This is a genomic window from Arthrobacter oryzae, assembly GCF_030812315.1.
GTDB lineage: Bacteria > Actinomycetota > Actinomycetes > Actinomycetales > Micrococcaceae > Arthrobacter > Arthrobacter oryzae_B.
The window spans coordinates 111,997-135,543 of record NZ_JAUSSM010000002.1; the positions used below are offsets into that span (position 1 = coordinate 111,997).

At 63.5% G+C, this 23,547-nt stretch carries 29 protein-coding genes; 18 read left to right on the top strand and 11 right to left on the bottom strand.

What is annotated here, in order from left to right; translation table 11 throughout:
* Nucleotides 1–284: 284 nt before the first annotated feature.
* Nucleotides 285–1,439, bottom strand: a complete 1,155-nt coding sequence (locus tag J2S97_RS03865; RefSeq protein WP_307046779.1) for a flavin-containing monooxygenase — start codon at nt 1,437–1,439, stop codon at nt 285–287.
* Between the two features lie 330 nt (nt 1,440–1,769).
* On the opposite strand from J2S97_RS03865, the gene J2S97_RS03870 reads away from it, so the two are divergent.
* Nucleotides 1,770–2,144 (top strand): cupin domain-containing protein, encoded by a 375-nt coding sequence (locus J2S97_RS03870; protein ID WP_307046781.1) that lies wholly within the window; start codon nt 1,770–1,772, stop codon nt 2,142–2,144.
* Nucleotides 2,145–2,584: 440 nt separating this feature from the next.
* Here the strand turns inward: J2S97_RS03870 and J2S97_RS03875 are convergent, their stop codons facing one another.
* Both J2S97_RS03875 and J2S97_RS03880 read right to left on the bottom strand, forming a co-directional pair.
* Nucleotides 2,585–3,244 carry a DNA alkylation repair protein gene (locus J2S97_RS03875; protein ID WP_307047734.1) on the bottom strand — a complete coding sequence of 220 codons (660 nt, stop codon included), beginning with the start codon at nt 3,242–3,244 and terminating at the stop codon, nt 2,585–2,587.
* 89 nt (nt 3,245–3,333) lie between these two features.
* Complete coding sequence (locus tag J2S97_RS03880) at nt 3,334–4,074, bottom strand: GAF and ANTAR domain-containing protein (protein ID WP_307046783.1); 741 nt, start codon at nt 4,072–4,074, stop codon at nt 3,334–3,336.
* A 221-nt stretch (nt 4,075–4,295) separates the two neighbouring features.
* Between J2S97_RS03880 and J2S97_RS03885 the strand changes: the two genes are divergently transcribed.
* On the top strand, nt 4,296–4,754 hold the full coding sequence (locus J2S97_RS03885; RefSeq protein ID WP_307046785.1) for a MarR family winged helix-turn-helix transcriptional regulator: 459 nt from the start codon (nt 4,296–4,298) through the stop codon (nt 4,752–4,754).
* A gap of 56 nt (nt 4,755–4,810) precedes the next feature.
* Nucleotides 4,811–6,052 (top strand): MFS transporter, encoded by a 1,242-nt coding sequence (locus tag J2S97_RS03890; protein WP_307047736.1) that lies wholly within the window; start codon nt 4,811–4,813, stop codon nt 6,050–6,052.
* Between the two features lie 119 nt (nt 6,053–6,171).
* Here J2S97_RS03890 and arfB read toward each other — a convergent pair whose 3' ends face one another.
* On the bottom strand, nt 6,172–6,594 hold the full coding sequence (gene arfB, locus J2S97_RS03895) for an alternative ribosome rescue aminoacyl-tRNA hydrolase ArfB (protein ID WP_307046787.1): 423 nt from the start codon (nt 6,592–6,594) through the stop codon (nt 6,172–6,174).
* Between the two features lie 433 nt (nt 6,595–7,027).
* On the opposite strand from arfB, the gene J2S97_RS03900 reads away from it, so the two are divergent.
* The 3 genes from J2S97_RS03900 (at nt 7,028) to J2S97_RS03910 (ending at nt 9,681) form a co-directional block, all read left to right on the top strand.
* Nucleotides 7,028–8,032, top strand: coding sequence for a manganese catalase family protein (locus J2S97_RS03900; protein ID WP_307046790.1), 1,005 nt, complete (start codon nt 7,028–7,030; stop codon nt 8,030–8,032).
* A 165-nt stretch (nt 8,033–8,197) separates the two neighbouring features.
* Nucleotides 8,198–8,998 (top strand): alpha/beta fold hydrolase, encoded by an 801-nt coding sequence (locus J2S97_RS03905; protein ID WP_307046792.1) that lies wholly within the window; start codon nt 8,198–8,200, stop codon nt 8,996–8,998.
* Complete coding sequence (locus tag J2S97_RS03910; protein WP_307046794.1) at nt 8,995–9,681, top strand: esterase/lipase family protein; 687 nt, start codon at nt 8,995–8,997, stop codon at nt 9,679–9,681. The genes J2S97_RS03905 and J2S97_RS03910 overlap by 4 nt, the downstream gene beginning before the upstream one ends.
* A 62-nt stretch (nt 9,682–9,743) precedes the next feature.
* Here J2S97_RS03910 and J2S97_RS03915 read toward each other — a convergent pair whose 3' ends face one another.
* Nucleotides 9,744–10,094 (bottom strand): ArsR/SmtB family transcription factor, encoded by a 351-nt coding sequence (locus tag J2S97_RS03915; protein ID WP_307046796.1) that lies wholly within the window; start codon nt 10,092–10,094, stop codon nt 9,744–9,746.
* Nucleotides 10,095–10,225: 131 nt separating this feature from the next.
* Complete coding sequence (locus tag J2S97_RS03920; RefSeq protein ID WP_307046798.1) at nt 10,226–10,963, bottom strand: aquaporin; 738 nt, start codon at nt 10,961–10,963, stop codon at nt 10,226–10,228.
* Between the two features lie 45 nt (nt 10,964–11,008).
* Between J2S97_RS03920 and J2S97_RS03925 the strand changes: the two genes are divergently transcribed.
* The 10 genes from J2S97_RS03925 (at nt 11,009) to J2S97_RS03970 (ending at nt 18,385) form a co-directional block, all read left to right on the top strand.
* The gene (locus J2S97_RS03925) at nt 11,009–11,683 is read left to right on the top strand and encodes an arsenate reductase/protein-tyrosine-phosphatase family protein (RefSeq protein WP_307046800.1); all 675 of its coding nucleotides are present in this window, start codon (nt 11,009–11,011) and stop codon (nt 11,681–11,683) included.
* Nucleotides 11,684–11,785: 102 nt separating this feature from the next.
* The gene (locus tag J2S97_RS03930) at nt 11,786–12,208 is read left to right on the top strand and encodes an arsenate reductase ArsC (protein WP_307046802.1); all 423 of its coding nucleotides are present in this window, start codon (nt 11,786–11,788) and stop codon (nt 12,206–12,208) included.
* A 46-nt stretch (nt 12,209–12,254) separates the two neighbouring features.
* Nucleotides 12,255–13,232: a thioredoxin-disulfide reductase gene (gene trxB, locus J2S97_RS03935; RefSeq protein ID WP_307047738.1), complete on the top strand. Its 978-nt coding sequence runs from the start codon at nt 12,255–12,257 to the stop codon at nt 13,230–13,232.
* Between the two features lie 211 nt (nt 13,233–13,443).
* Nucleotides 13,444–14,829, top strand: a complete 1,386-nt coding sequence (locus tag J2S97_RS03940; RefSeq protein WP_307046805.1) for an FAD-dependent oxidoreductase — start codon at nt 13,444–13,446, stop codon at nt 14,827–14,829.
* Between the two features lie 40 nt (nt 14,830–14,869).
* Nucleotides 14,870–15,529: an arsenate reductase ArsC gene (locus tag J2S97_RS03945; RefSeq protein WP_307046807.1), complete on the top strand. Its 660-nt coding sequence runs from the start codon at nt 14,870–14,872 to the stop codon at nt 15,527–15,529.
* Complete coding sequence (locus tag J2S97_RS03950; RefSeq protein ID WP_307046809.1) at nt 15,526–15,960, top strand: arsenate-mycothiol transferase ArsC; 435 nt, start codon at nt 15,526–15,528, stop codon at nt 15,958–15,960. The genes J2S97_RS03945 and J2S97_RS03950 overlap by 4 nt, the downstream gene beginning before the upstream one ends.
* Before the next feature lie 54 nt (nt 15,961–16,014).
* Nucleotides 16,015–16,458, top strand: coding sequence for a universal stress protein (locus J2S97_RS03955; protein WP_307047740.1), 444 nt, complete (start codon nt 16,015–16,017; stop codon nt 16,456–16,458).
* Between the two features lie 217 nt (nt 16,459–16,675).
* Nucleotides 16,676–16,906, top strand: coding sequence for a hypothetical protein (locus J2S97_RS03960; protein WP_307046812.1), 231 nt, complete (start codon nt 16,676–16,678; stop codon nt 16,904–16,906).
* A gap of 107 nt (nt 16,907–17,013) precedes the next feature.
* Complete coding sequence (gene ppk2 / locus J2S97_RS03965; RefSeq protein WP_307046814.1) at nt 17,014–17,949, top strand: polyphosphate kinase 2; 936 nt, start codon at nt 17,014–17,016, stop codon at nt 17,947–17,949.
* Nucleotides 17,950–18,127: 178 nt separating this feature from the next.
* The gene (locus tag J2S97_RS03970; RefSeq protein ID WP_307046816.1) at nt 18,128–18,385 is read left to right on the top strand and encodes a hypothetical protein; all 258 of its coding nucleotides are present in this window, start codon (nt 18,128–18,130) and stop codon (nt 18,383–18,385) included.
* Nucleotides 18,386–18,530: 145 nt separating this feature from the next.
* Here the strand turns inward: J2S97_RS03970 and J2S97_RS03975 are convergent, their stop codons facing one another.
* On the bottom strand, nt 18,531–18,959 hold the full coding sequence (locus J2S97_RS03975) for an SRPBCC family protein (RefSeq protein WP_307046818.1): 429 nt from the start codon (nt 18,957–18,959) through the stop codon (nt 18,531–18,533).
* 245 nt (nt 18,960–19,204) lie between these two features.
* Here J2S97_RS03975 and J2S97_RS03980 point away from each other — a divergent pair, with 245 nt between their 5' ends.
* Nucleotides 19,205–19,411 (top strand): hypothetical protein, encoded by a 207-nt coding sequence (locus J2S97_RS03980; RefSeq protein WP_307046820.1) that lies wholly within the window; start codon nt 19,205–19,207, stop codon nt 19,409–19,411.
* A 260-nt stretch (nt 19,412–19,671) separates the two neighbouring features.
* Here the strand turns inward: J2S97_RS03980 and J2S97_RS03985 are convergent, their stop codons facing one another.
* Together J2S97_RS03985 and J2S97_RS03990 are read right to left on the bottom strand one after the other, a co-directional pair.
* Nucleotides 19,672–20,016: a histone-like nucleoid-structuring protein Lsr2 gene (locus J2S97_RS03985; protein WP_307046822.1), complete on the bottom strand. Its 345-nt coding sequence runs from the start codon at nt 20,014–20,016 to the stop codon at nt 19,672–19,674.
* Between the two features lie 208 nt (nt 20,017–20,224).
* Nucleotides 20,225–20,482, bottom strand: a complete 258-nt coding sequence (locus J2S97_RS03990) for a hypothetical protein (protein ID WP_307046824.1) — start codon at nt 20,480–20,482, stop codon at nt 20,225–20,227.
* Between the two features lie 164 nt (nt 20,483–20,646).
* Between J2S97_RS03990 and J2S97_RS03995 the strand changes: the two genes are divergently transcribed.
* On the top strand, nt 20,647–21,306 hold the full coding sequence (locus J2S97_RS03995) for a cyclodeaminase/cyclohydrolase family protein (RefSeq protein WP_307046826.1): 660 nt from the start codon (nt 20,647–20,649) through the stop codon (nt 21,304–21,306).
* Between the two features lie 30 nt (nt 21,307–21,336).
* Here the strand turns inward: J2S97_RS03995 and J2S97_RS04000 are convergent, their stop codons facing one another.
* Nucleotides 21,337–21,921, bottom strand: a complete 585-nt coding sequence (locus J2S97_RS04000) for a 5-formyltetrahydrofolate cyclo-ligase (RefSeq protein WP_307046828.1) — start codon at nt 21,919–21,921, stop codon at nt 21,337–21,339.
* Between the two features lie 428 nt (nt 21,922–22,349).
* Nucleotides 22,350–23,480: a hypothetical protein gene (locus J2S97_RS04005; RefSeq protein WP_307046829.1), complete on the bottom strand. Its 1,131-nt coding sequence runs from the start codon at nt 23,478–23,480 to the stop codon at nt 22,350–22,352.
* Nucleotides 23,481–23,547 lie beyond the last annotated feature (67 nt).

The following is a 23,547-nucleotide window of genomic DNA, read 5'->3' on the forward strand; positions in this document are numbered from 1 at the left end:
CGTAGCACTCGGGGACGCTACCCCGAACCGTGCCGATGTCAGGAACGCCCGGTTGCGTGACTGAACCAGTCATCGTCGATGCCCAGGCGGCGTCGCTCTTCAGGGGTGTCCTCATAGACGCGCCATTCAGTCAGTTCCTCCCGGGCGGCAATAGCAGTCCACAGCGCAGGTCCCTCAAGAGCGGGGCCGCGCCAGCCCCGTCAGGTCTCGCGCGTTGATGCGTTCGTTGAATCCAACGGCCAATGCTGCTGCGTCATGCATGCGGAACGGTACCACCCGCTGTCCTATCCGTTGACGGGGGCTTCAGCCTTCTGCAGTTCGCGTGCGATCGCCTTTGCCGCCAGCTTCGCTTCCTTGGCGATGTAGCCGAGGGCTCCGGGCCGCGGCACGAAACCAACGAAACGCAGTCCTTCGGCAGCAGCCTTCTCGCCCCGCACCTTCGGTACTCCGCGGACGTCGAGGACGTCGAGATGCCCCACCAACGGCTCAAGGTTGCGGCGGTAACCGGTGGCGCAGATGACAGCGTCGGGCTCCACTTGCATACCGCGATCAAGCAGGACCGCTGAGCCGGCCAACGATCGCACGGCACCGACTACCTCAAAACGCCTTGCCTTGATCGCCTCTATTACCTCCCTGTCGATAATGGTCGGTTCCCCGCCGTTGCGCGCGATGCGTGCGAATACACCGTCGTCGGGGAAGGGCAGCCCGTACTCGCTGAGGTCGCCAAAATCAGAGCGCTGGCCATAACGGGTCACTGTGTCTGCCAACTTGAGCGGAAACTTCAGCAAAGCCACGCCGATGATATCGCTGGGGATAGGTCCGGGACTTGTTCTCAGCAGGATGTTGGGCGGGGTCCGAACCGCGAGCCACACTTTGGCGGCCCCTCCCGTTGCGAGGTCGTAGGCGATCTCCATGCCGGAACAGCCAGGCCCCACCACCAGAACCGCCTTGTCCTTATACGCGGAGGGATTCCGGTAGTCAGCCGAGTGGAGAATCGTACCTGCAAAGCTGTCGCGGCCCGGCCAGTCAGGGATAACGGCCTTGTTCTCGTATCCGGTGGCGACAACAACCTGCTCGGCTTCGATCCCTTCACCGGTGGACGTCCGGATCACCCATCCTTTGGAGCCAGGCTCGATGCGGTCGGCCCCTACCCCTAGCCGCAGTTTCACGTCCTGATTCTGCGAGTGCTGCTCAAGATACCCGACCAATTGGTCGCGCGTTGGGAACATGGGAGTACCCTTCGCGAACCGCCTTCCCGGAAGGTGAGAGAACGGACGGCTTGTGTTGAGGCGCAACCTGTCATAGCGGCCCCGCCACGACGAGGCGACGTTTTCGGCCCGGTCCAGGATCAAAGGTTGAACGCCGCGGTCCACGAGCGACAGCGCAACGGACAATCCGGCGGCGCCGGCGCCCACGATGACGGCACGGTTCCCGTTCATGACACTCCAACCCCGGCCCTCCGGCCCGTCAGCAATTTTCGGCAGCACCGCCGGTACGGACTCCGCGCCGGCGGTGTCTGGAGATCAAGCTGTTGCCAGTTTATCGCCGGCTTACCGCAGGCGACAGCGACGGGGCCCAGCCCGGATGACGGTCGGGGGAGTGGCGTCCGCATATTGACACCGCCTACCGCTGAGAGCACGCTGATATCGCCAGTTGGATGTTGGGCAGGCGCTGAACGGGCACAGCCCGTGCCTGCCGAACTCTTTCCCGGGGACCCTGATCGAGCCTCCGGATGACCAGTGAACTCACGCCACACTGAGGAGGGCAAAATGCCCGCAATGACTGTCAAGACCCTTGAGTCGAAGTCATTCAATGAACCCGATGAAAAGCGCCGACCGCCGAAGACTGAGGTTGACGTGGTCACCCTCGGTGACACCACGTTGGGCAGGTTCACTTTTGAGCCTGGCTGGCGATGGTCCGAAACCGTCAAGACCGTGGTTCATACCGAGAGCTGCCAGAACAACCATCTGGGATTCTGCACCGGCGGAACGTTAACAGTGGAGATGGAAGACGGAACGCGTGCCACGGTTCGTGCCGGGGACGCCTATGCAATTCCCGCCGGGCATGATGCCTGGGTAGAAGGTGATGAGACGTTTGTTGGCTACGAAATCATGAGTGCGGCCACCTACGCCAAGCCTGCCTAGGGGTTGCGGGGTCCAGAGGCTGGCGACGTCATGCTCCATTGCTTCCGTCGCACCAATGACCCTGTAGGGCCGGCACTGAAGCCCTGACCCGGGACTTCCGCCGTGATCCCATCTGGCTGCGCAAACAGTTGTCAGACTCCGTCATGCGCCCCACCGTACGTGCGGCGGTGGAGGATCACGGCCACCAGAAATTCATCCTTGCCACCAAAGAGAGCACCGAGCGGCCAACAGTATAGTCTCATGCCGCGGACGCCAGCGCGGCCGGCAAGCCGATATACGCCAGTTCGAACCATCATGGTTCCGAGGCGTCACAGTCCCGACCTGAAAGCTGATGTTTGCAGGGTGGGAAACCCGCTGCAGATAACGTGAATCGAGAGATAGCGACCGACCGAACGCGCGGCTGGGGCTGCCCAGCCAGGCGTTTGCGTGGCCGTTCGTACTTATCGTGCTTGTCGGCGCACCATCTCGTTGATCCAGATGGGCGCGAACGGAGACGTGCAGTTCGGGGGAGTCGGGTAGTCCTTGAGCACTTCCAGGCACTCACCGATTCCGATGGCACGGGCACGGTGCCCGGCATGCTCGATCCCGATCTGGGCCAGGCAGTGGTTCATCGCCCACTGCAGGCGATCCGGGGCGTCCTTCATCTCTGCCTCGATGACGTCGAGCAGTCCTGCGAGGTCGAGGCCCCCGGGCGTCTTCGCCACGCGTTCGGTAGTCAGCGCCCAGCCGGCGCTCGCGACCACTGGATCCGGATCGGCGGACCAGGCCAGACGCAGCTCTTCGGAGTGCGCGCTCTTCTTCACCACGTAGTTCACGAGCCAGTCGTGCACCTTGGGAGTGCGTACTGAGCGCAACATAACGTCCAATTGCTCACGCTCGAACCCCTTCGGGCGGCAAATCAGGAGCGCCAGCAGTCTCCCGGCGGTGTCTTCCGTCTCCCAGAGTTGGCGCGCGAGTTCCTGCTGCGTCTTCAGCCGCTTCCCGAGCTCGCGCAGTTTGCTGAGGTTCACACCGTGATCGTCACCGTGCTTCCCGTTCACCTCGCGTATCCTCGGGTCCTCGAGCGCGGCCAGCTCAGCCATCACCTCGGTCACCGTCATCCCGGCCAGTGTCGTCTCAGCCACCTCAGCCTCCTGTCCTCTCGCGTGAGCATCAGCCTACTAGGAGGGGGGCGGTCAAACCCCGCGCTTCACTTCTTGCGAGTGGTGATGACTTCCCCACTGTGCGTCAAGTGCGCGGCCACGTCCCTAAGTTTGATGTTTGACTCCGAGCTTGCCCGGGTGAGGATGACGAAAGCCTGCTGATGGGTGATCTTGAACCTTTCCATCAGGATGCCCTTGGCCTGCCCGATCAAGTCCCTGGTTCCCAAGGCCTCCGTCAATTGATCGATTTCGCGTGCGTCTGACAGCGCTACCGCGGCGTGGGCGCCAATAAGAAGGGCCGTCTGTTCTGAATCCTCATCAAAGGGATTTACATCAGCGCCATACAGGTTCAGGGCGCCCAGGTTGTCACCGTTCACGAAGAGCTGGATGCACAGCATGCTGCGGGCACCGATGTCGTACGCTGCCCGGGCGAACGCCGGCCAACGTACCTCATTGCTGAGGTCCGGTACCCGTACAACGCGCTGTTCATACGCAGCATCAAGGCAGGGCCCCTGGCGCATTTCGCTTTGGAGTTCGTCGGCCTTCCTGGGGAGCTCACCTGACGCTGCCCGCGACTCAACGGTCCGGCGGCCAGTAACCAGGCTGATCGAAGCATCCACCGCGCCGGGGACCAGTTCCAGAACCGCACGGACCACGTCCGTCAGGACCGCTTCGGTGTCCTGATCATGCTGCAGGTCCCTGGCCAGTTCACTCAGCCGGCCAGCAAGAATTGCGCTGATCACCGAGGCTCGGTCAGCAGAATCCTGGGTATTCGTGAAGGCCGTCATCTTTCGTCTCCTCGGAGTAGTGTCACCGCGGCCAAGACGGGGGTGGCGCTGTGGTTGATGTTTGTATTTTCCCGCAATCCGGGCTTTTTGTGGATGTGCGCGAACAGCGCGATTTAGCGGGTCCCTCGCATCCGGCCGGCTGGGAACAAAGGCGCTATGATATTACTTAGCACTGCTAATTAGCGTCGCTAACTATCTTGCCGTAAAGGCCAGGAGGCACAATGACCACCAGCACAGGGGACGCTGGCCACCCAGCGGATGGCATCCGGCCGGACATATTGGCGATTGAGCTCCGGACTGCCGTTATGCGGACATCCCGCCGGCTACGCATCGAGGCAACCGGCGATGTGATTACGCCAGGACAGTACACGGTCCTGGCGCATCTTCGTGCGGGCTCCCAAACCCTGCGCGAACTGGCCGAGCGGGAGCACGTCCAGGCGCCGTCGATGACCCGGATAGTTAACGCGTTGACCGACCAAGGCTTTGTGTCGCGGTCAGCGCACCCCGACGACGGCCGCCAGATTCTCGTCTGGATCACCCCGGCCGGTGAGGAAGTCCTGAACGAGGCCCGCAGCCAGCGGACGGCCTGGCTAGCACAGCGGGTCGCCGTACTCAGTGAAGGGGACCGTCTGACGCTCAGCCGCGCCGCACACATCATGCAGGAGCTGAGCGCCAAATGAGCGCCACATTCCGGGCGCTGGGGAACCACAACTACCGCTGATGGGCCGGTGGTGCGCTGGTATCCAACATCGGCACGTGGATGCAGCGGGTGGCGCAGGACTGGCTGGTGCTGACGGTGTTGACCGACCATTCCGGTACGGCGGTCGGCATCACGACGGGGCTGCAGTTCCTGCCGATGCTGCTGCTTGGCCCCTATGCGGGAGTGCTCGCGGACCGCTACCACAAACGCATCATCCTACTTTGGACGCAGTCGGCCATGGGCCTCTGCGGATTGCTGGTCGGGCTCTTGGTGCTGACCGGCTCGGCGCAGTTGTGGCAGGTCTATGTGGCGGCACTGTGCCTTGGGGTAGCCAGCGCCATCGACGGACCGGCGCGCCAGGCCTTTGTCTCCGAACTGGTCGGGCAGGAAAACATTTCCAATGCCGTGGCACTCAACTCTGCATCCTTCAACACTGCCCGGCTCACCGGACCCGCCATCGCCGGAGTGCTCATCGCCTGGATCGGCACCGGACCGGTGTTGCTGCTCAACGCTGCCAGCTTCGCCGCCGTCCTCCTGTCCCTGTGGCGCATCCGCCCTTCGGGGCTGTTCCCGACAGCGTCCGCGACCCGTGGCAAGCATCAGGTTGCCGAGGGCTTGGGGTACGTCAGACGGCGCCCGGATCTGGTGCTGATCCTCGTTATGGTTGGAATCCTTGGGGCATTCGGCATGAATTTCCCTATCACTAATGCGCTGATGTCCACCGCGGAATTCGGGATGGGACCGGGGGAGTTCGGGTTGCTTGGCTCCATCATGGCCGTAGGCACGCTGGCCGGTGCGTTGCTGGCGGCCCGCCGTTCCGGCCCCCGGCTGCGATTCCTGCTCGGCGGAGCCCTCGGCTTAGGCTTCTTTACCCTCGTTGGCAGCGTGTCCCCGTCTTTCTGGCTCTACGCAGCCGTCCTGGTGCCGGTCGGCCTTGCCTCGATCACCTTCCTGAACAGCTGCAACACAAGTATCCAGCTCACGGTGCACCCAGAATTCAGGGGCCGTGTGTTGGCACTGTACCTGGCCGTCCTACAGGGCGGGACCGCTCTCGGGGCGCCCCTGACGGGATGGATCGGCACTGAATTCGGTCCGCGCTGGTCGGTGGCGGCCGGCGGAACAATCGTCCTGCTCACCGGCCTGTGCTCCGTGATCGTGGTCAGCCGGAGCAGCACGATGACATGGCGGCAGCAACTTCGGACTGTGTTCGCTCGGAAGCAATCGCGCAACCGGTGGGGTCGGGGCCCGGAAACCGCCGGCCAGGCCGAGGGCATCTGAAGCGCCCACACCGCGAGGCATCCGCTGCGCCCCCAACCACAGCACGCAAAAGCGTACGACGCCGGGAAGTCCCCGCCGTCGTACGCCTGACCCGTGATTGGGGTGCTTCGCCGATGCCGCTACTCCGCGGCCGGCCGCTGCCGTTGCCGCTTAGTTGCGGAGCGCTGTTGTTTTGTCACGAGGTGTCGCCGCTTCGAGCCCCGGGTGGGCTTGGTCGGTCGGCGGTGTGCCGCCTCGGGAGCAAGGCCCTCGATGACGATTTCGGCGAGTTTGACCAGGGCAATCTCGCGGTTCCGGAGCTGGGATCGACGCTCGGAGGCGGTCACGGTGATTACTCCGGCTATGAGGCGTCGTCCGAGGCGGCTAACCAACATCGTCCGCTGTTCGTCGGAGACCGCAGCCGAGTCGGCGACGTTCCACGAGAGTTCAACACGGCTGTCCGAGGTGTTCACGTGCTGACCGCCCGGTCCGGATGAGCGCGAGAACCTCCAGCTGAGTTCCGACGCCGGAATGGTGAGCGCTGGCGACACCTCCAAATCCATGCACCCAGTGTTGCACGGATGCATCGAGCGGCGTTGGAGCGATGTAGGCAGCCTTGGGATCCTTCGGCTGGATCGCATCGGGATCCTTGCCAAAAATACTAAGTATGCTTATGGTAGCGGTGGACTGGATGGCATAAAGACAACACCAGAACCAGCGCAGAAGACCGAACCGGGAGACGACGTGATCGCAGGAACGAAGTCTGACCGCATGATGCGGCCCATCCCGCGGCCGCCGTCAACATTCGGGACCCCCTTAGTCGCGGCCCAAGCCCAAGGTTCGCCGGGCGCAGCGTGCCGGGCGCCGCCGTCGCCCGGCGGGCAAGACACGGACCTGCCACCCAAACCGAAACCACCCCCGGGCGCCGAAGGGCAGCCCTGACCCACGGGCTACCGAGCCCAGCACAGCAGCAGATCGAACCGTGAGGAAACAACGATGTACCTACACACACAGCTTCTGATCAACGAAATTGCCGCCGACGAGCCGGATCCTGCGGCAGCCAACGCCCTGCAGGAAGGCCTGGGCGGGCAATTCGGTGAGATGCGCACCATGATGCAGTATCTGTTCCAGAGCATGAACTTCCGCGGGGACGCAGCTGCAAAACCTTACAAGGATCTGCTTCAGGGCGTCGGTACCGAGGAGATCAGCCATGTTGAGCTCATCGGAACGACCATCTCCCAACTGCTGGACGGATCCCCGCGGTATCAGGGCAAGAAGACCGACCCGCTGGACGAGCCCGGAGCCAAGGGGGCCACGCCGCTGAAAATCGCCCTGGACACCAGCAACATCCATCACTACCTCGTCGGTGCCCAGGGCGCCCTGCCCGTGGATGCCGCCGGCAACCCGTGGAGCGGTTCCTACGTGTACAACAGCGGCAACCTGGTCCTGGACCTGCTCTACAACCTGATGCTTGAATCCACCGGCCGGCTGCAGAAATGCCGGATCTACGAGATGACGGAAAACAAGACCGCCCGCTCCACGATCGCGTATCTCATCGTCCGGGACCAGGCGCATGAGAACGCCTTCGCCAAGGCCCTGGAAAGCCTTGGCATGAACTGGGGCAAGGTGCTGCCGATCCCGAAGACCAATGCCGAGCAGTTCCCGGAAGTAAAGAAGCTACTGGATAAAGGCCTGCAGAGCATCCAGTACACCTTCAGCGCCGACAATCTCAGCGAAGCCGGCAAGCTGTACCGCGGTGCCTCGCCATCGAACGACGGTACCGAGCTGAGCACGGATGTAATGCCCGAAGGCTTCCCCATGACGATCTCTCCGGAACGACGCGAAGAGTTCGCGCCGGGTCTTGACCCGGACCTGCTGGCACTGATTCAGGCCACCGCGGAAGTCGAACTCAAGGAAGCGAACAATCCGAAGGGAACCAGCGCTCCCAAACAGGATAAGAATCCCACGCCGGCAAAGAGTCCCAAGCAAACCAAGAAGTAACCGGTTCGAAAAGGAACTGGGGCGGGCAGCCCATGCCCCACGACTTGTGGCGGGCCGCTTTCAGGACAGGAAGCGGGCCGCCGCCGGGGGAGGGCCCTATCCTCAGGTATTTTCGGGCGTCCAATGATTCGGTCCATGCAGCGCGCCACTCGAGGGAGCATCAAATTGACAACCACCCAAGTCGGTGACGCCTTCATTTCCGACGTCCGCCTTGGGGACCTGGTGGGGCGACTGTATGCCTCGCGCCGTCCCGGCGTGGAACGCTCGGGGCCGCCAATGGTCCTCGTCCACGGGATAGGCGTATCCCACCGCTACCTGAACCGGCTGCACAGGCTCCTGGCCGAATCGGCAGATACGTATTCACTGGATCTTCCCGGGTTCGGCGGAACACCGAACCCGGGCCGTCAGCTGACCGTCGCGGACTACGCAGGCTTTGTCCTGGCGGCCCTGGACCAGGCAGGCGTTGGGCCGTGCGTCCTCATTGGGCATTCGATGGGAGTTCAGTTCGCCGTGGAGGCCGCACGGCAACAACCGGGCCGGTTCACACAGCTCGTTCTGATGGGGCCGGTGGTCGACGAGAAACGCCGTACGGTGGCCCGCCAGGCCCTTGACCTGACTCTTGACTGCCTCTTCTTCGAGACCGCGGCCTCGAACTTCCTAGTCCTCACCGACTATTTCCGCTGCGGGCCACGCTGGTACCTGACCGAATTACCCGTGATGATGTCCTACCGCACCGAGGAATCTATCGCCGAGGTGGCAACGCCGGTTCTTATCCTGCGGGGATCCCGGGATCCGGTGGCATCCCGGGACTGGTGCCGCCTGCTCGAGCAGCGAGCCGGTGACGGTGAATTCCATGAGATCCCCGGTTGCGGTCATGTCGTTCAACACGCCGGCGCCGGAAGAGTCGCGGAAGCCATCCAAGACTTTGCGCGCACCCCGGGCAACCCGCTGGAAGCACCCGCATGAACGGAGCGTTCCGGAGGGCGGTCTGGTGGATCCGGGACTACGCCTATGCGGCCGGGTGGCAGGTCCGGGGCGCGGTGTCCCGCACTCCCGCCGATGCCTTCCACAGCGGTGACCGCACTCCCGTCGTCGTGATTCCGGGCGTTTACGAGAACTGGCAGTTTATGCTGCCCCTGATTACAGCCCTGCACCGCGCCGGGCACCCCGTCCACGTCGTGACCCTTCTGCAGAGGAACCGGCTGGACGTGCCCGTCGCTGCCCGGCTCGTGGCTGACCACATCGCAGCCGCCCGGCTGACGGACACTGTGATCGTCGCCCACAGCAAGGGCGGCCTCATAGGCAAATACATCATGCTTGCCTTGGATCCGGACGGACTCATCGATCGCATGATCGCCGTCTGCACGCCCTTCTCCGGATCGCGCTATGCCCGCTACCTGCTCATCCCCAGCCTCCGCGTCTTTTCACCCCGAAACGCACTGACTGTGCAAATGGCACGGGAAGAAGCCATCAATCACCGGATCACGTCCATCTACGGCGTCTATGACCCGCATATCCCCGAAGGCAGCATTCTGCCCGGAGCCACGAATATCCGGCTCCAGGCAACCGGGCACTTCCGGATCCTGGGGGATGAACAGACCGCCCGGACCATTCTGGAGCAGCTACAAGTGGAGCTTCCCGGGCAGTAGAACCCTATGCCGCAAGCCGCGGAAGCAACTGATGGTGCTCCCTCGGACTGAGTTCTGCACGGTCACAGGGTGGCCAGGAGCCCGGCCGTCTGTTCAAGGGCCCCGGGTACCAGGGAGTAATAGGCCCAGGTTCCGCGCTTTTCCCGGTGCAGCAGGCCGGCATCAACCAGGATCTTGAGGTGGTGGGAGACCGTGGGCTGGCCCAGGTCCAGCGGCCCGGTAAGGTCGCATACGCAGGATTCGCCGGAGGCCTCGGCCTTGACGATCGAGAGAAGCCGCAGCCTGTTCGGATCGGCCAGTGCCTTGAAGACCAAGGCTTTCTGCTTAGCGTCCTCGGCGCTCAGGGCGGGCGGCCCTCCCGGGACGCAGCACGCTTCATCCGTGGCTGTCTCGAGTACGGGCAGTAAGTTCATGTACCCATTATGCCTCAATATTGATCATCATCAATGTATGGAGGACAAGGCCAAGGGGGCGCGCTCTCCGGCGCCGGTCCCGCCGAGGCTGAGGCGCGGCCGGCCGGCCGGCAGGCAGGTGTGGGCGAATGCTAGGGCGTGGCCCTCTCGGTGTGCGGTAGAACGACGTTGTCCGCGGTGCGGTTGGCGGCGGGAAATAGGATGAGCAAGAGCCCAAGGCCTATTCCCGCGCCGATCAGCTGCGCGATCACGAAGCCGGGAACGGACCCCGGAGCGATGCCGGCGAAGGTGTCACTGAAGATGCGGCCGACTGTCACGGCCGGGTTTGCGAACGACGTCGAGGACGTGAACCAGTAGGCGGCTCCGATGTAGGCGCCCACCGCCGGCGCGGCGAGTGCGCTCCGCTTGGTGGCGGCGAGGGCGAAGATCAGCAGGATGAGCCCGGCGGTAGCAATAACCTCACCCAGCAGGTGTCCGGCGGTTGCCCGCTCCTTGGCAGAGATGGACGTGCCCACTTCAAACATGGCGTTTGCGGCCACACTGCCGCTGATCGCACCCACGGTCTGCGCAATGGCATAGGTGCCGAGCTCCGGCAGGGTCAGTCCGCTGCCGCTGCGTCGGCCCAGGATCCAGTCGGCGAGGGTCACCGCGGGATTGAAGTGCGCTCCGCTCACGGGGCCGAGCACGAGGATCAGCACCGTCAAACCCAGCACGGTCGCGGTGCTGTTCTGGAGCAGTTGCAGGCCAACGTCATTGGGGGAGAGCTGCTGCGCAGCGATCCCGGAGCCCACGACGATCATCACGAGCAGGCTGGTGCCCAGTAGTTCAGCAACGGCACGACGCCACAGTGGAGGCTGGTTGGAAGTCATGCCAACAGCTTGACCGAAAGAATTACCTCAGTCAAAATTGAATCAATGAATACTGAGGCAGTTATCGGATTTCAGGCGAGGGTAGCAAAACATGCCGCCCTTGCCGACCCTGCGCGGCTGCGCATCGTTGACCTGCTGACTATGGGTGACTTCTCTCCGACAGAGCTGCAGGCAGAGCTGGGGATGCCGTCGAATCTGGTGTCGCATCATCTGCGCGCACTGGAAGAGGCCGGCCTGACAATCCGCCACCGCTCAGAAGCCGACAGGCGCCGGAGCTACATTCGGCTTGCTGCCGGGGCGCTGGAGGGCCTGCTGCCGGGGGTTGAGCACGGAGCGCGCCGCATCCTCTTCGTCTGCACGCGAAACAGTGCGCGGTCCCAACTGGCCACGGCACTCTGGAGACAGGTCAGCGAAATCCCGTCGACGTCGGCGGGGACGCACCCGGCGGAACGCATCGCCCAAGGCGCCATCGACGTCGCCCGCCGTCACGGCGTTGCCCTCTTGGACCTTCCTCCGCGCAACCTGGACCGGGTGGCGGGGAAGGGTGACTTCGTGGTGACCGTGTGCGACAGTGCCCATGAGGAGCTGGCGGGCTTGGGTGGTGTCCATTGGTCGGTGCCGGATCCGCTGCGCCTGGGCACCGAGGAAGCCTTCGAGAACGCCTTCGAGGACATCGCCCAGCGCATCAATGGCCTGGCGCCGCGCATGTCGGCCGCCTGATACGCGCCGGATCAATATTGACAATCATCAATCTATGGCCCGATACTCACTGTATCGATGAATATCAATGTATTGCGCACTAACTGATTCCAGGAGAACCCCGTGAGCACCGCAACCGCCAAGAAGCCCTCCGTCCTGTTCGTCTGCGTCCACAACGCCGGCCGCTCCCAGATGGCCGCCGCCTTCCTGACGACCCTTGCCAAGGGTGAGATCGAAGTCCGCTCCGCCGGGTCCCGGCCCGCCGACACGGTGAATCCGGCCGCCGTCACCGCGATGGCCGAACTGGGCATCGACATGTCCGCCGAAATTCCGAAAGTCCTCACTACCGAGGCTGTCAAAGAATCGGATGTGGTGATCACCATGGGATGCGGCGACGAGTGCCCGTACTTCCCCGGCAAGCGTTACGAAGACTGGGTCCTGGAGGACCCGGCAGGCCAAGGCGTGGACGCCGTCCGCCCCATCCGCGATGAAATCAAGACTCGCATCGAGGGCCTGATCGCTTCCCTCATCCCTGCCGCCAAGTAACCGCGGCCCCGAAACGAGGAGACACGTCGTGAGCACTCAAAACAACGTGAGCACCGAGCAGCTGATCATTATCGGGTCCGGGCCTGCGGGCTATACGGCGGCCATTTACGCTGCCCGGGCAGGTCTGAAACCGCTTGTCATCGCGGGGTCCGTGACCGCGGGCGGTGCGTTGATGAACACCACCGAGGTGGAGAACTTCCCCGGCTTCCCGGCCGGTATCCAGGGACCGGAACTCATGGACGGCCTGCAGCAGCAGGCGGAGCGGTTCGGCGCGCAGGTGGTGTTCGACGACGTCACCGAAGTGACCCTCACCGGGCACCTCAAGCGCGTGGTGACCGGCGCCGGCGACACGCACGAGGCGCCGGCGGTCATCCTCGCCACCGGCTCCGCGTACAAGGAACTCGGCCTGCCGGAGGAGAAGAAGTTCAGCGGCCACGGCGTGTCCTGGTGCGCCACGTGCGATGGCTTCTTCTTCCGCGACCAGGACATCATCGTCGTCGGCGGCGGGGACTCCGCCATGGAGGAAGCCACGTTCCTGACCCGCTTCGGGCGGTCCGTCACCGTCGTCGTCCGGAAGGACGAACTCCGGGCCTCCCGGATCATGGCCCAGCGGGCCAAGGACAACCCGAAGATCAGCTTCGCCTGGAACTCCGCCATCACCGCCATTCACGGGGACGGCAAGGTCACCGGCGTCACGCTCAAGGACACGCGCACCGGCGAGACCCGCGAACAGGCAGCCACCGGCATCTTCGTGGCCATCGGGCACGTGCCGCGCACCGAACTGGTGGCCGGCCAGGTGGAGCTGGATGCCGAGGGCTACATCACGGTGGATTCCCCCACCACGGTCACCAACCTCACCGGCGTGTTCGCCTGCGGAGACGCCGTGGACCACCGCTACCGCCAGGCCATCACCGCCGCCGGCACCGGCTGCGCCGCCGCCCTCGACGCAGAGCGCTACCTGGCCGCCCTCGACGACGCCGACAGCATCGCCACCGCCCTGGTGGAAGAACCCACCCACGCCTGACCCAAAGACGGGAGAGGGGGTGAGCTGAATGAACACCGGATGCTGCGACGACGGTTGCTGCGACAACGATCAGGACTGCTGCTAACACCCGGCTCCTGCCCAACTAGGTAGCAGCAGGTGTCGTTATGAGCCTCAAAACGGCACTTACTGCCACCTAGTTGGGCGCCTTCCGCACTACCCGACAAACTTACGGATGAGAACGAGGACAGACATGGATTCGACGAAGAACCTTCCCGTGGCAGTGATCGGTGCCGGCCCCGTGGGCCTGGCCGCCGCAGCCCACCTGCTCGAGCGCGGCATGGAACCGCTGATCTTCGAAGCCGGCCCGTCTGCCGGTGCCGCCATCGAGCAGTGGCGCCACATCCGGCTCTTCTCCCCATGGCGGTTCAACATCGATGCCGCCGCCGTCCGCCTGCTCGAGACCACCGGCTGGGAATCGCCGCGGCCCACAGCCCTTCCCTACGGCGGGGAGCTCATCGACCAATACCTGACACCGCTGGCCGCCCTTCCCGAGATCGCTTCCCGGTTGCAGACCGGCGCCCGTGTCATCGCTGTGACCCGCGCCGGCCTGGACAAGACCCATACCCGCAACCGCGACACCACACCGTTCGTCGTCCGGGTCCAGCACGAGGATGGAGAAACCCGCGACCACACCGTGGCAGCGGTCATTGACGCCTCCGGCACCTGGTCCATCCGCAACCCGCTCGGGACCTCGGGCCTGGCCGCCATCGGCGAGGACGCCGCGGCGGGCAGGATTTCCGCCCCGCTCCCGGACGTCACCGGCCGCGACCGCGCAGGCTTCGCCGGCCGCCGTGTCCTGGTCGTCGGCGCCGGCCACTCCGCCGCCAACACTCTGATCAGCCTCGCCGATCTCGCAAAGGAAGAACCGGACACCCGGATCCTGTGGGCGGTCCGCGGCGCGTCCGCCGAGAAGGTCTACGGAGGCGGCGATGCCGACGGGCTGCCCGCCCGCGGCCAGCTCGGCGCCCGCCTGCGCCGCCTAGTCGAGGCCGGCACCATCGAACTGCACACGGGCTTTGGCATCAGCTCGCTGAAATCCCTCGACTCGCAGGTGACCGTTGAATCCGTTGACGGCCGGACTCTGGATGCGGACGTCGTAGTTCCCTGCACCGGGTTCCGGCCGGACCTGGGCATCCTGCGCGAACTCCGCCTCGAACTGGATCCGGCCGTCGAAGCTCCCCGGGAGCTGGGCCCGTTGATCGACCCCGAATTCCACTCCTGCGGCACCGTCCAGCCGCACGGCGCGAAGCTGCTGGCCCACCCGGACAAGGACTTCTACATCGTCGGCATGAAATCCTACGGACGGGCACCGACCTTCCTCCTGGCCACCGGCTACGAGCAGGTCCGCTCCGTGGCGGCAGCCCTGGCCGGAGACCGGGTGGCTGCGGACACCGTCAGGCTCGTACTGCCCGAGTCCGGAGTCTGCTCCTCCGATGCCGGCACCAGCTGCGACGTTCCCGCCGCCTCCGTCGAGGACGCGGCCGGCTCGGCTGAGTCAGGCTGCTGCGCTGCTCCGGACCCGGTGCTGGTCGGCTTCCGCACCGGACTGTCCCACGGGCGCTCCGTCAGCAACTGAACAACACCATCCGTCGGTAAACCCATCATTGGAGTGCTGTATGACTGAACACCGTGAAATCAGCCTGGGCCTGCAGGACACTACCGAGCTACTGCACCGCATCAGTGCGCGCCTCTCGGACAGGTTCGCCGGGGTCTTCGCTGCCGAAACCGTCGAACGCTACGTTTTCGAGTCGTACACGGCGCTGGCCAGGACAGCGAAGATCACCACTTACCTGGCCGCCACCACCGAACACTTCGCCAGCGACCGGCTCAACGCCCTGGCCAAATCCAAGGGAGCGGTCGCCTCCGCGGTGCCCGAGGTCTTGTTCGTTTGCGTGCAGAACGCCGGACGTTCCCAGATGGCAGCCGCGCTTCTCGCCGTCGAGGCCAAGGGCAGGATCCATGTCCGCTCCGCCGGCTCCCTTCCCGAAGCCGAACTCGATCCCGCAGTCGTGACGGTGATGTCCGAGATGGGCCTGGACCTGTCCCGGAACTACCCCAAGCCCCTCACCGATGATGTCGTGCGCGCCTCCGATGTGGTGATCACGATGGGCTGCGGTGATTCCTGCCCGATTTATCCCGGTAAACGCTACGAGGACTGGGAACTTCCGGACCCCGCGGAACAGCCCCTCGAAACGGTCCGGGAAATCCGGGACCAGATCCACGACCGGGTCAAGGCCCTGGTCGACTCACTAACAAAGGAAACAACGCACTCATGACCCAGGAAACACCGGACGCCCGGAAGACCCCCGCAGTGCTCTTCGTCTGCAGCAAGAACGGCGGAAAATCCCAAGTCGCCGCAGGCTTGATGAAGCAACTGGCAGGCGGGGCGGTCACGGTCTACTCCGCAGGGACCAAACCCGGCAAGTCCCTCAACCCACAGGCCGTGGAGTCCCTGACCGAACTCGGCATCGACATCACCGGCGAACACCCGAAGCCTGTCACAGCTGAGGTCCTGGACGCCGTGGACGCAGTCATCGTCCTGGGCACCGAAGCGAAGCTCGAACCGCACGAAGGCACACGGTTTGAGGTGTGGGAAACGGACGAACCGTCCGAACGCGGCATCGAAGGCATGGAGCGCATGCGCCTGGTTCGGGACGACATCCAGGCCCGGGTCCAGACGCTCTACGCGGAGCTCACCGGGAACTAGGCATGCCCACCGAACGTGTCCGTGCCGGGTGAAGGATGGCCGGACGGGCCAGTTGTGCTCGGAGTAGGGTGGAAGTTTTCCGCGTTTGTGGTCCGCACTGCAGCTGAGCTCGCGGACGCCCTGGGAGCGCATCTTGTCTGTGCCTTTGTGGATCCAGCCAGTTACCTGACGGAATGGGAACCAGAGGGCCAACGGGCAGCCCTTTCCTTGGAACCGATCATCAACGAAGAGGCCGACTTCCCCTCTCAGGAGCTACAGCGGAAGCTGGAAGCCATTCTCGGGCAGCCGGGGGAGACGTGGTCCTTCCGCGTGCTGAACGGCGATGTCTCCAAGGCCCTCAGCCGACTGGCAGAGAGCACAAGCGCATCATTGCTGGTTGTTGGCGCTGGCCGGCCAGGATCATTGGCATGGGTGGATAGACTCCTCGAGGGATCCGTTTCCGCGTCCCTGATGCACAGCCAGCAGCGACCGGTCCTCGTTGTCCCCTCTAACCGATGAAGGTCCTCCGGCGTTGTGCACTATTTTTTCAGCGGTCCCTGGGGGACAGGAAGATGGGGTTAGGATGCTTGACCAGTTCGCAGCAATGGCCGCGTGTACGGTTTTGGCCGGCCTTGCCGTTTTTCAGGGTGCACTGATCGGCGGGGCGTCTCTGGGGAGGTTGGCTTGGGGCGGACAGCACGAGGTGCTGCCGGCCGGTCTGAGGGTCGGCAGTGCCGTGTCCATAATCCTTTATGCCCTGTTCGGGTACGCGGCGATGGCCAAAGCAGGCATGGTTCCTCCGTTGGTAAGCGAGACTGTCACGTCGGTCTCAATGTGGGTGCTGACCGCATATTTCGCCCTCGGTGTGATCATGAACGGGATCTCCCGCAGCAAACCGGAGCGCCTCATCATGACGCCCACCGCGCTGGTCCTCGCGGGCCTCTACCTGATCCTTGCCCTCAGCTGATTCTCGACCGGCGTCTGCCCAAGCGGGCCTTCCATGCAATCTTCTCGGCTCCCTGTTCGTCCTGTAAACTGCCGTCGACGCTATGGCGGTGCCGGAAGGAGACCCTGATGGCGCAGGCACACAGGCCGTGGATGCCCGGGGATCAGTGGTGGGTCAGGGACAATCTCCGCCACGCCATCGACCGTCTTGTGGAGTTGGGCTACACCGTGAGGGGCGGGCAGGGCGAGGACCCGGAACTCATTGACCCCGGCGGCTCGGCGGTGGAGACCTGGCGGGAGGACTACCCGTACGAGGAACGGATGTCCCGGGAGGAATACGAGCTCGAGAAGTACCGACTCCAGGTCGAACTCCTGAAGTTCCAGTACTGGGGCCAGGACCGCGGCCTCAAGAACGTGATCGTTTTCGAGGGCCGCGACGCCGCCGGCAAGGGCGGGACGATCAAGCGATTCACCGAACACCTGGATCCCCGTTCGGCCCGGACCGTGGCACTGAGTAAGCCATCGGATCGCGAACAGGGCCAGTGGTACTTCCAGCGCTACATCCAGCACCTGCCCACCGCAGGTGAAATCGTGATGTTCGACCGTTCCTGGTACAACCGGGGAAACGTGGAACGGGTCATGGGTTTCTGCACCGACGGGGAGTACCAAACTTTCATGGAGCAGGCGCCGGTCTTTGAGAAGATGCTGGTGGACTCGGGAATCCACCTGAACAAGTTCTGGTTCTCGGTGACCCGCCACGAACAGCGCACCCGGTTTGCAATCCGCCAGATCGACCCGGTGCGGCGCTGGAAGCTGTCGCCCGTGGACCTCGCCTCCCTGGACCGGTGGGAGGCTTACACGGAGGCCAAGGAACAGACGTTCCTGCGCACCGATACCGACCACGCGCCGTGGATCACCATCAAGTCCAACGACAAGAAACGCGGGCGAATCAACGCCATCCGATTCTTCCTCAATCAATTCGACTATGACGATAAGAACACCTCAGTCGTCTACGACCCCGACCCGCTCATCGTGCGCCGCGGCCGCGAAGCCGTCGGAGACTGAACCTGGGCCCCGACCGCGTGGAGTTGGCCCATGGCCGGCTGACCTCCCGGATGTCACATCTCCGAACGGGCTGAGGGAACGCTGCGCATTAGCACGAAAAAATCATGCGGCGGAAACTTTGGAGCAACCTTGAACGTGCACTCTGAGAGAGCGGAACACTTCGGAAGGGATGCGACTCATGACCATGGGTGAAGAGACTGTTGTTGATACCTGCTACGACCTCACTGCCGGGGACGTCATCGTAGCCCGGTACAAGGGTTCCCTCGTTCACCGGGGGAGCGTGACAGAGCGGGTCCCCGAGCATGGCCTGTTCTGGATCCTGGACGAGCTGTCCGGCGGGCGGCGCCTGTTGGACATGGCCGATCTTGAAATCGTCCGCGTGCGCAGTGCCGGTTCCGTGCCAAAGGAACCGGGCGCCGAACCGGCGGCTGCCTGAGTCACACCGCCTAGGGGACCCGTTCACCAAGGAGCGTGGGGAGGTCCCTGACCCCATCCGGAATGTGGTGGTGCGGGTACTGTTCCAAGGCGCGGCCAGCAGGTCATTTTGCGGTGTCCCGGGAGGACCCGGGCCTGGTGGTGGGCTATGAGCTCCGGTCAAGGAGCTCGGCGCGTTTGGTGACCGCATGGACGTAATCGTTCAGGGTCCGGGCGGTGTCCGGCCGGGTATTTCCGAGGAGCCCCGCCAGAAGACCGCTGACTTCTTCTTTGACCTTCAGATGGGTGAGGCCGGCCCGTGGCGAGAGGGTGAACGTGCGTATCCGCTTGAACAGCCCCAGCGGCAGGCTACTGGTCCAGGTCATGACCTCTCCCGGCATCTGCTGGACACGGAGCCGGAGGCTGCGCCCGCGGGCGTCGGTGGTTTTGATTCGGATAGTGCCGCCGTTGCGCAGCTCGCCGTCGATGGCGGTGATACCGGACTCCCAGACAGTGAGGTTTCCGGTATCGGTAATGATTTCCCACACTGTCGACGCGCGTGCATTGATCAACGCTTCCGACTCAAAGTACTCCACCAGCCCAGATTAGACAGGAGAAAATTCGGCTGCCCCCGAAGTGGGCCTAATTATGTCAGACTTCACCAAGAATTCGTTTCGCTACGGTTCCGTCTTGCCCCAGCAGAATCTGGCTCGTTTGTGCTGACCAGTAAGGCGCCGTTTCCCTGGCGTATCCTCCGCAGATGGCTGACTCGAAGCAGGCTTACGGTTCCCCTGCCCCGGTGCTAGCGTGAATATCCCACGACAGGATTCAGGAGGCCGATATGAACGATGAAGAACAGGTTGAGAGGGAGCGCCCGGAAGACGACGCTGCCGCCAACCAGAAGCTGCCGGGTTCTAAGGCACCTGACCGAAGTGACGGGATTCCCGTCTCCGGAGACGGCGTTGGGCTCGGTGCCGGCACTGAGGCGAACACGTTCGAACCGGAAGAGGATCCGGAAGCCACCGACGACGAAAACGCATCGGGGTAAACTGGCGAGAATCGGCATAAAGCCCGCCACGAGGTTCCCGTACTTGTGGAATTCACCGGCAGGGCGGACGTTTATGCCTGTTCATTCCGTCCGTGTTTGAGCGGAGAATGTCAGCAGCCCGAATCAAAAAATGACTTCATCAATAGACAAATGGGGACCGGAAGCAATCGTGCTTCCGATCCCGATTCTGTTTTTCATAGAGATCAATCTCAGGTCTTTACCGTTGCCGTAGGGACTGCGTCCCGCTCCGGGTGTCCGCCCTAGTGGGCGGCTGAGTAGCGCTCCATCACGTCAGCCTGGACCCGTCCGCGGGCGCTTACGGGGATGCCGTTCGCGATCGCCCAGGCGCGGATCGCTTTTGTGTCCTTTGCGCCGCCCGTGCCCGCGCGGCGTGCCAGCCTGCCGCGGGCGGCTGATTTGCGTGAAACAGACGTGTATTTGCTCATTGCCGTGCGGAGTTCGCGCGCGTTGGTTTCATTGAGATCAATCTCATATTCGGCGCCGTCGAGCGAGAAGGTGATTGTCTCGCTCGCTTCAGTGCCGTCGAGATCATCTTCAAGTGTGGTTATTACTCGTTGTGCCATGCGGGAAAGATTATCATTCATGTTCCGGACTGAATCCAGTATCGCCATTGCCGAATTTAAAGGAGACATTTGGCCGGAATGGAGGTCCATATCTGCATCCGTCGGATCCAACAAAGATTTACTGGGCGGATCGCGGATGTGGCACGGAATGACGTGCTGCGGCGATAGCTACAGCAGGAACACGATTCCCCAGGAGGGGCTGGCACACGCCGGCCCCTCCTGCTGCGGATCAGACGACGTTCGGCGCGCTGGAGACGATATAACCCGTAGCGGCCGGGCCGGTCATGGACAGATCGTTGTTCTTCGGTTCGATGCGCTCGTCCCTGAGCGCGGCCCAGAGAACTTTAGGGCATTCCGGCTGGAGTCGGTTGATGACGCACCAACTGGTGGACAACCCGTACAGTTCATCCTCGCCCAGGCCGCCGTCCGTTTCCCGGTCGGTTCTCACGGCTTCCTTGAGGAACCTGTCAAAATGTATTGAATCCAAGTCAGTTCCTTTACGCCGTCACAGGTGCACCGGTCTTCTTCAGTGCGAAATGAGATTCGCGCCCTCCGCACGGCTCAAGCCCAAAACTAGCGATAGACAGACCGTTCTGTCTATCCGTTGTTCCAAAATGTCCTCTAGGACCGGCTAAGGGGCACACTTGTGTCATGGCTGATTCTGAAGCGGTTACCACCCGGAACTCGACGGTTAACGATTGGACGCGGGCTTTGGCAGAGTCCGCCGGTTCGCCAGGCGGCGGCGCCGGGACCGGAGTAATGCTTGCCATTGCCGCATCCTTGACGTCGATGGTTGCCGGATACACCGAAGCTGAGGAGCACCTGCGCACGGAACTCGCTGATGTTCATGCGAGGGCGGGTTGCCTCCGGGAAGCCGCCCTTCAACTAGCAGATGACGACGCTGCAGCATCCGAAGCTTTCGGTGCAGCGTTTCGTCTGGAACCGGGGCCGGAACGCGAGGACGCGGTACACCGGGCATCAGTGGACGCTGCCAAGGCATCTGCCGTGCTCGGCGAACGGGGCATCGATGCCATTGGAGATCTGGAGTGGCTTGCTAGAAGGGGTAATCCGGCGCTCATTGCCGACATCGTCGTCGCATTCGGTGCCCTCAGGGCAGCGGTGACAGGGGCACGCACCAACGTCAGTTTCGATCTCGCCGCGCTCACCTCCGCGGGTGCCACCCTCGAACAGATCCGGGAACAGCATCCCGACTTGTGGGCGACGGTCGAGCGTCTCAACACCGCACTTGACCGAATCGACAGACTCACTGCTGATATCGATCACCGTGCCGCCCCCACGGATGCCATCTAAGCCGGCGAGGGTTCGTCCAGGCAAAGCTGGTCAGAAGTGGCGGGTCTGACGTGGGGTGACAACCCCGTCAACGGGCCTGTCGTGGCTCTCGTTCGGAACCGACTCACGCAGCTCATCGTCGTAGACAACCGCGAACACCGGAGGCGGTTCCTCCAACGACGCGAGAGCCCGGTCAAAGTAACCACGCCCCCAGCCCATCCTCATTCCCGAAGAGTCGACGGCGGCAGCGGGAATGAGCAGCAGGTCAACACTCTGGAACACGCCGGCTGCCACAGCATCACCGACGATTTCAGAGATACCGAAGAGCCCAGGTTGTTCGGTCCCTCCGCGGGCATGTACCCAGTCCAGGAGCCCGTCCGGTCTGCTGACGGGGACGAGGACGTCCACGCCATTTGCGTCGGCCCAGCTCAGGAATGGCCGCGTGTTCGGTTCATCCGCAGCCGACAAGTAGCACCCCACCAAAGTGGGGGAACGGCCAAGGACCAGAGCGATCAGATTCTCCGTCAGGTCCGCTGTAGCAGCCTCGCGCTCGCTCACCGATCGGGTGCTGCGACGGAGGCGAATCTCGGCGCGCAAAATACTCTTCGTATCCCTCACTACAGCGTCCGACACCATTCCACGACACTAGCTGCAGTTCCCGCTTCCTGCACGTCGGCGGACGTGTCGCAGGCGGGATGCGACAGCGAAGATCCAGGCCATGAAAGTGACCAGAACGATCCGCTGCACCAGACCCTTCCACTCGAAGAGTCCGTTCCCGGGGTCCTGATGATTCTGAGCACGGCAATCCCGAAGGTGAGGACGACACCGCGACGGGTCGGTGGTGAATGGTCCGGACGCCATCAGGCTGAGTCCGATGTCCAGCGTGGGCGAGTATCCGGGGGACATCCACCCATAAATGGTGAAGACGGAGACGAATAGGACTGACCCGAGCATGCCCGCTGCTGCGGCGAGTTCGACTCGCCGTTGTTGGTCCGGCGTCCCTCCGGGGGCCGACCTCGACGTCACAAGGTGAAGCCTAGTGCGCCAGCGACACGCATCGGAAACTATCTGCACCAGCTCGGAAGAAATCCCGGGAGGCTGCGGGCCTGTCTGCCGGTGTCCAGCTCGACGATCTCGGTCCGCATTGGTGCATAGGCAGGGAGGACCGGATAGCGGTCGGTGGCACCCTCAGGCGCTGTTGCTTCTACTGCAATGTACTTCCCGTCCGGGGAGAGGCAGTACTCCGTAATGCGGGACCAGGCCGGATCCGGCCGGAAGAGCGTTTCTGAGCCCTCCAGACCCGTCACCGTGAGAACGGACGTGATCTTGCCTGCGGCGTTTTCGCTGATGCTCTGGGCGTACCGGCCGCTTCCGTTGAGGAGAACCGTAGCACCCGGCCATGACCTGTCGTTTCGGATGACAGCCTTGATGTCTAGCGGGCGGACGGTCCCGTTGGTGAGATCGATGGTTGAGTTCTTTGCGAGTTTGTCCGCGGGGTCCGACGATGCGTCGACGACGTAAATTTCCTTTGTTCCGGGAATGAAGCCGCGAAACTCGGCGTGCAGACCCAGCGGCGCCGGTTTCCCTGAGCCTAGGGCGTCCACGAGGAACATTGACCCGGCTGCGTTCTGCACGACCAGTGAGAAGGTGTCCGGGACGAAGTCCCAGTTCATAACGGACACGGGCTTTCCATCGTGCCCCCGGATTTCCTGCGGGGGCGTCGAGGGATCCTCGGTGTCGTAGACGAACAGGGTCTTCCAGTGCTGCTGTGACGGCGGGGCGCTCGAGAAGGCGAAGCCCACAAATCTCTTGGAAGCCGCGCGCAGGAATTCGACCTTTCCTGCCCCCGGAAGCGGCACGTGGACCGCCGGTCCGCCGGAGAGTGGGACGATTTCAAGGGAGCTGGTGTTGTCGTCATTGATCGTGACAGCGGCGAGGACGGTCGGGAGCGCGGCGTATTCCTGGATTCGCGGGGCGGTAAGGATAACGGCGCCGTCGCCCGTATCGGCGATGTTGGTTCCGCGAATGGTGTCAGGCTTCTTCCCGGCGTCGTCGTAATTGACGTCGCGTTCCAGCGTGTAGAGCTCGAAGCCGGAGGTGCCGGACGTCCCTTGTAGTGCCGACACCGCGTTCGGGCGTGGTTCCGAGACGATATTCGCAGCCGTGAGGGCTGCACAGAGCACCAGAAGAAGCACGATCGTGCCATGGAGCCGTCCGGCAAATGAGAGGCTGTCCCGGGTCCGGGTAGGGGCCTGGTTGCGT

What these genes read in the sequence shown, in the direction of transcription:
- J2S97_RS03870 (WP_307046781.1), top strand. Translation starts at nt 1,770, where the DNA reads ATGCCCGCAATGACTGTCAAGACCCTTGAGTCGAAGTCATTCAATGAA.
- J2S97_RS03900 (WP_307046790.1), top strand. Translation starts at nt 7,028, where the DNA reads ATGTACCTACACACACAGCTTCTGATCAACGAAATTGCCGCCGACGAG.
- arfB (WP_307046787.1), bottom strand. Translation starts at nt 6,594, where the DNA reads ATGGATTTGGAGGTGTCGCCAGCGCTCACCATTCCGGCGTCGGAACTC.
- J2S97_RS03910 (WP_307046794.1), top strand. Translation starts at nt 8,995, where the DNA reads ATGAACGGAGCGTTCCGGAGGGCGGTCTGGTGGATCCGGGACTACGCC.
- J2S97_RS03915 (WP_307046796.1), bottom strand. Translation starts at nt 10,094, where the DNA reads ATGAACTTACTGCCCGTACTCGAGACAGCCACGGATGAAGCGTGCTGC.
- J2S97_RS03865 (WP_307046779.1), bottom strand. Translation starts at nt 1,439, where the DNA reads ATGAACGGGAACCGTGCCGTCATCGTGGGCGCCGGCGCCGCCGGATTG.
- J2S97_RS03880 (WP_307046783.1), bottom strand. Translation starts at nt 4,074, where the DNA reads ATGACGGCCTTCACGAATACCCAGGATTCTGCTGACCGAGCCTCGGTG.
- J2S97_RS03875 (WP_307047734.1), bottom strand. Translation starts at nt 3,244, where the DNA reads ATGACGGTGACCGAGGTGATGGCTGAGCTGGCCGCGCTCGAGGACCCG.
- J2S97_RS03885 (WP_307046785.1), top strand. Translation starts at nt 4,296, where the DNA reads ATGACCACCAGCACAGGGGACGCTGGCCACCCAGCGGATGGCATCCGG.
- J2S97_RS03985 (WP_307046822.1), bottom strand. Translation starts at nt 20,016, where the DNA reads ATGAATGATAATCTTTCCCGCATGGCACAACGAGTAATAACCACACTT.
- J2S97_RS03920 (WP_307046798.1), bottom strand. Translation starts at nt 10,963, where the DNA reads ATGACTTCCAACCAGCCTCCACTGTGGCGTCGTGCCGTTGCTGAACTA.
- J2S97_RS03940 (WP_307046805.1), top strand. Translation starts at nt 13,444, where the DNA reads ATGGATTCGACGAAGAACCTTCCCGTGGCAGTGATCGGTGCCGGCCCC.
- J2S97_RS03980 (WP_307046820.1), top strand. Translation starts at nt 19,205, where the DNA reads ATGAACGATGAAGAACAGGTTGAGAGGGAGCGCCCGGAAGACGACGCT.
- J2S97_RS03950 (WP_307046809.1), top strand. Translation starts at nt 15,526, where the DNA reads ATGACCCAGGAAACACCGGACGCCCGGAAGACCCCCGCAGTGCTCTTC.
- J2S97_RS03970 (WP_307046816.1), top strand. Translation starts at nt 18,128, where the DNA reads ATGACCATGGGTGAAGAGACTGTTGTTGATACCTGCTACGACCTCACT.
- J2S97_RS03925 (WP_307046800.1), top strand. Translation starts at nt 11,009, where the DNA reads ATGAATACTGAGGCAGTTATCGGATTTCAGGCGAGGGTAGCAAAACAT.
- ppk2 (WP_307046814.1), top strand. Translation starts at nt 17,014, where the DNA reads ATGGCGCAGGCACACAGGCCGTGGATGCCCGGGGATCAGTGGTGGGTC.
- J2S97_RS03945 (WP_307046807.1), top strand. Translation starts at nt 14,870, where the DNA reads ATGACTGAACACCGTGAAATCAGCCTGGGCCTGCAGGACACTACCGAG.
- J2S97_RS03995 (WP_307046826.1), top strand. Translation starts at nt 20,647, where the DNA reads ATGGCTGATTCTGAAGCGGTTACCACCCGGAACTCGACGGTTAACGAT.
- J2S97_RS04000 (WP_307046828.1), bottom strand. Translation starts at nt 21,921, where the DNA reads ATGGTGTCGGACGCTGTAGTGAGGGATACGAAGAGTATTTTGCGCGCC.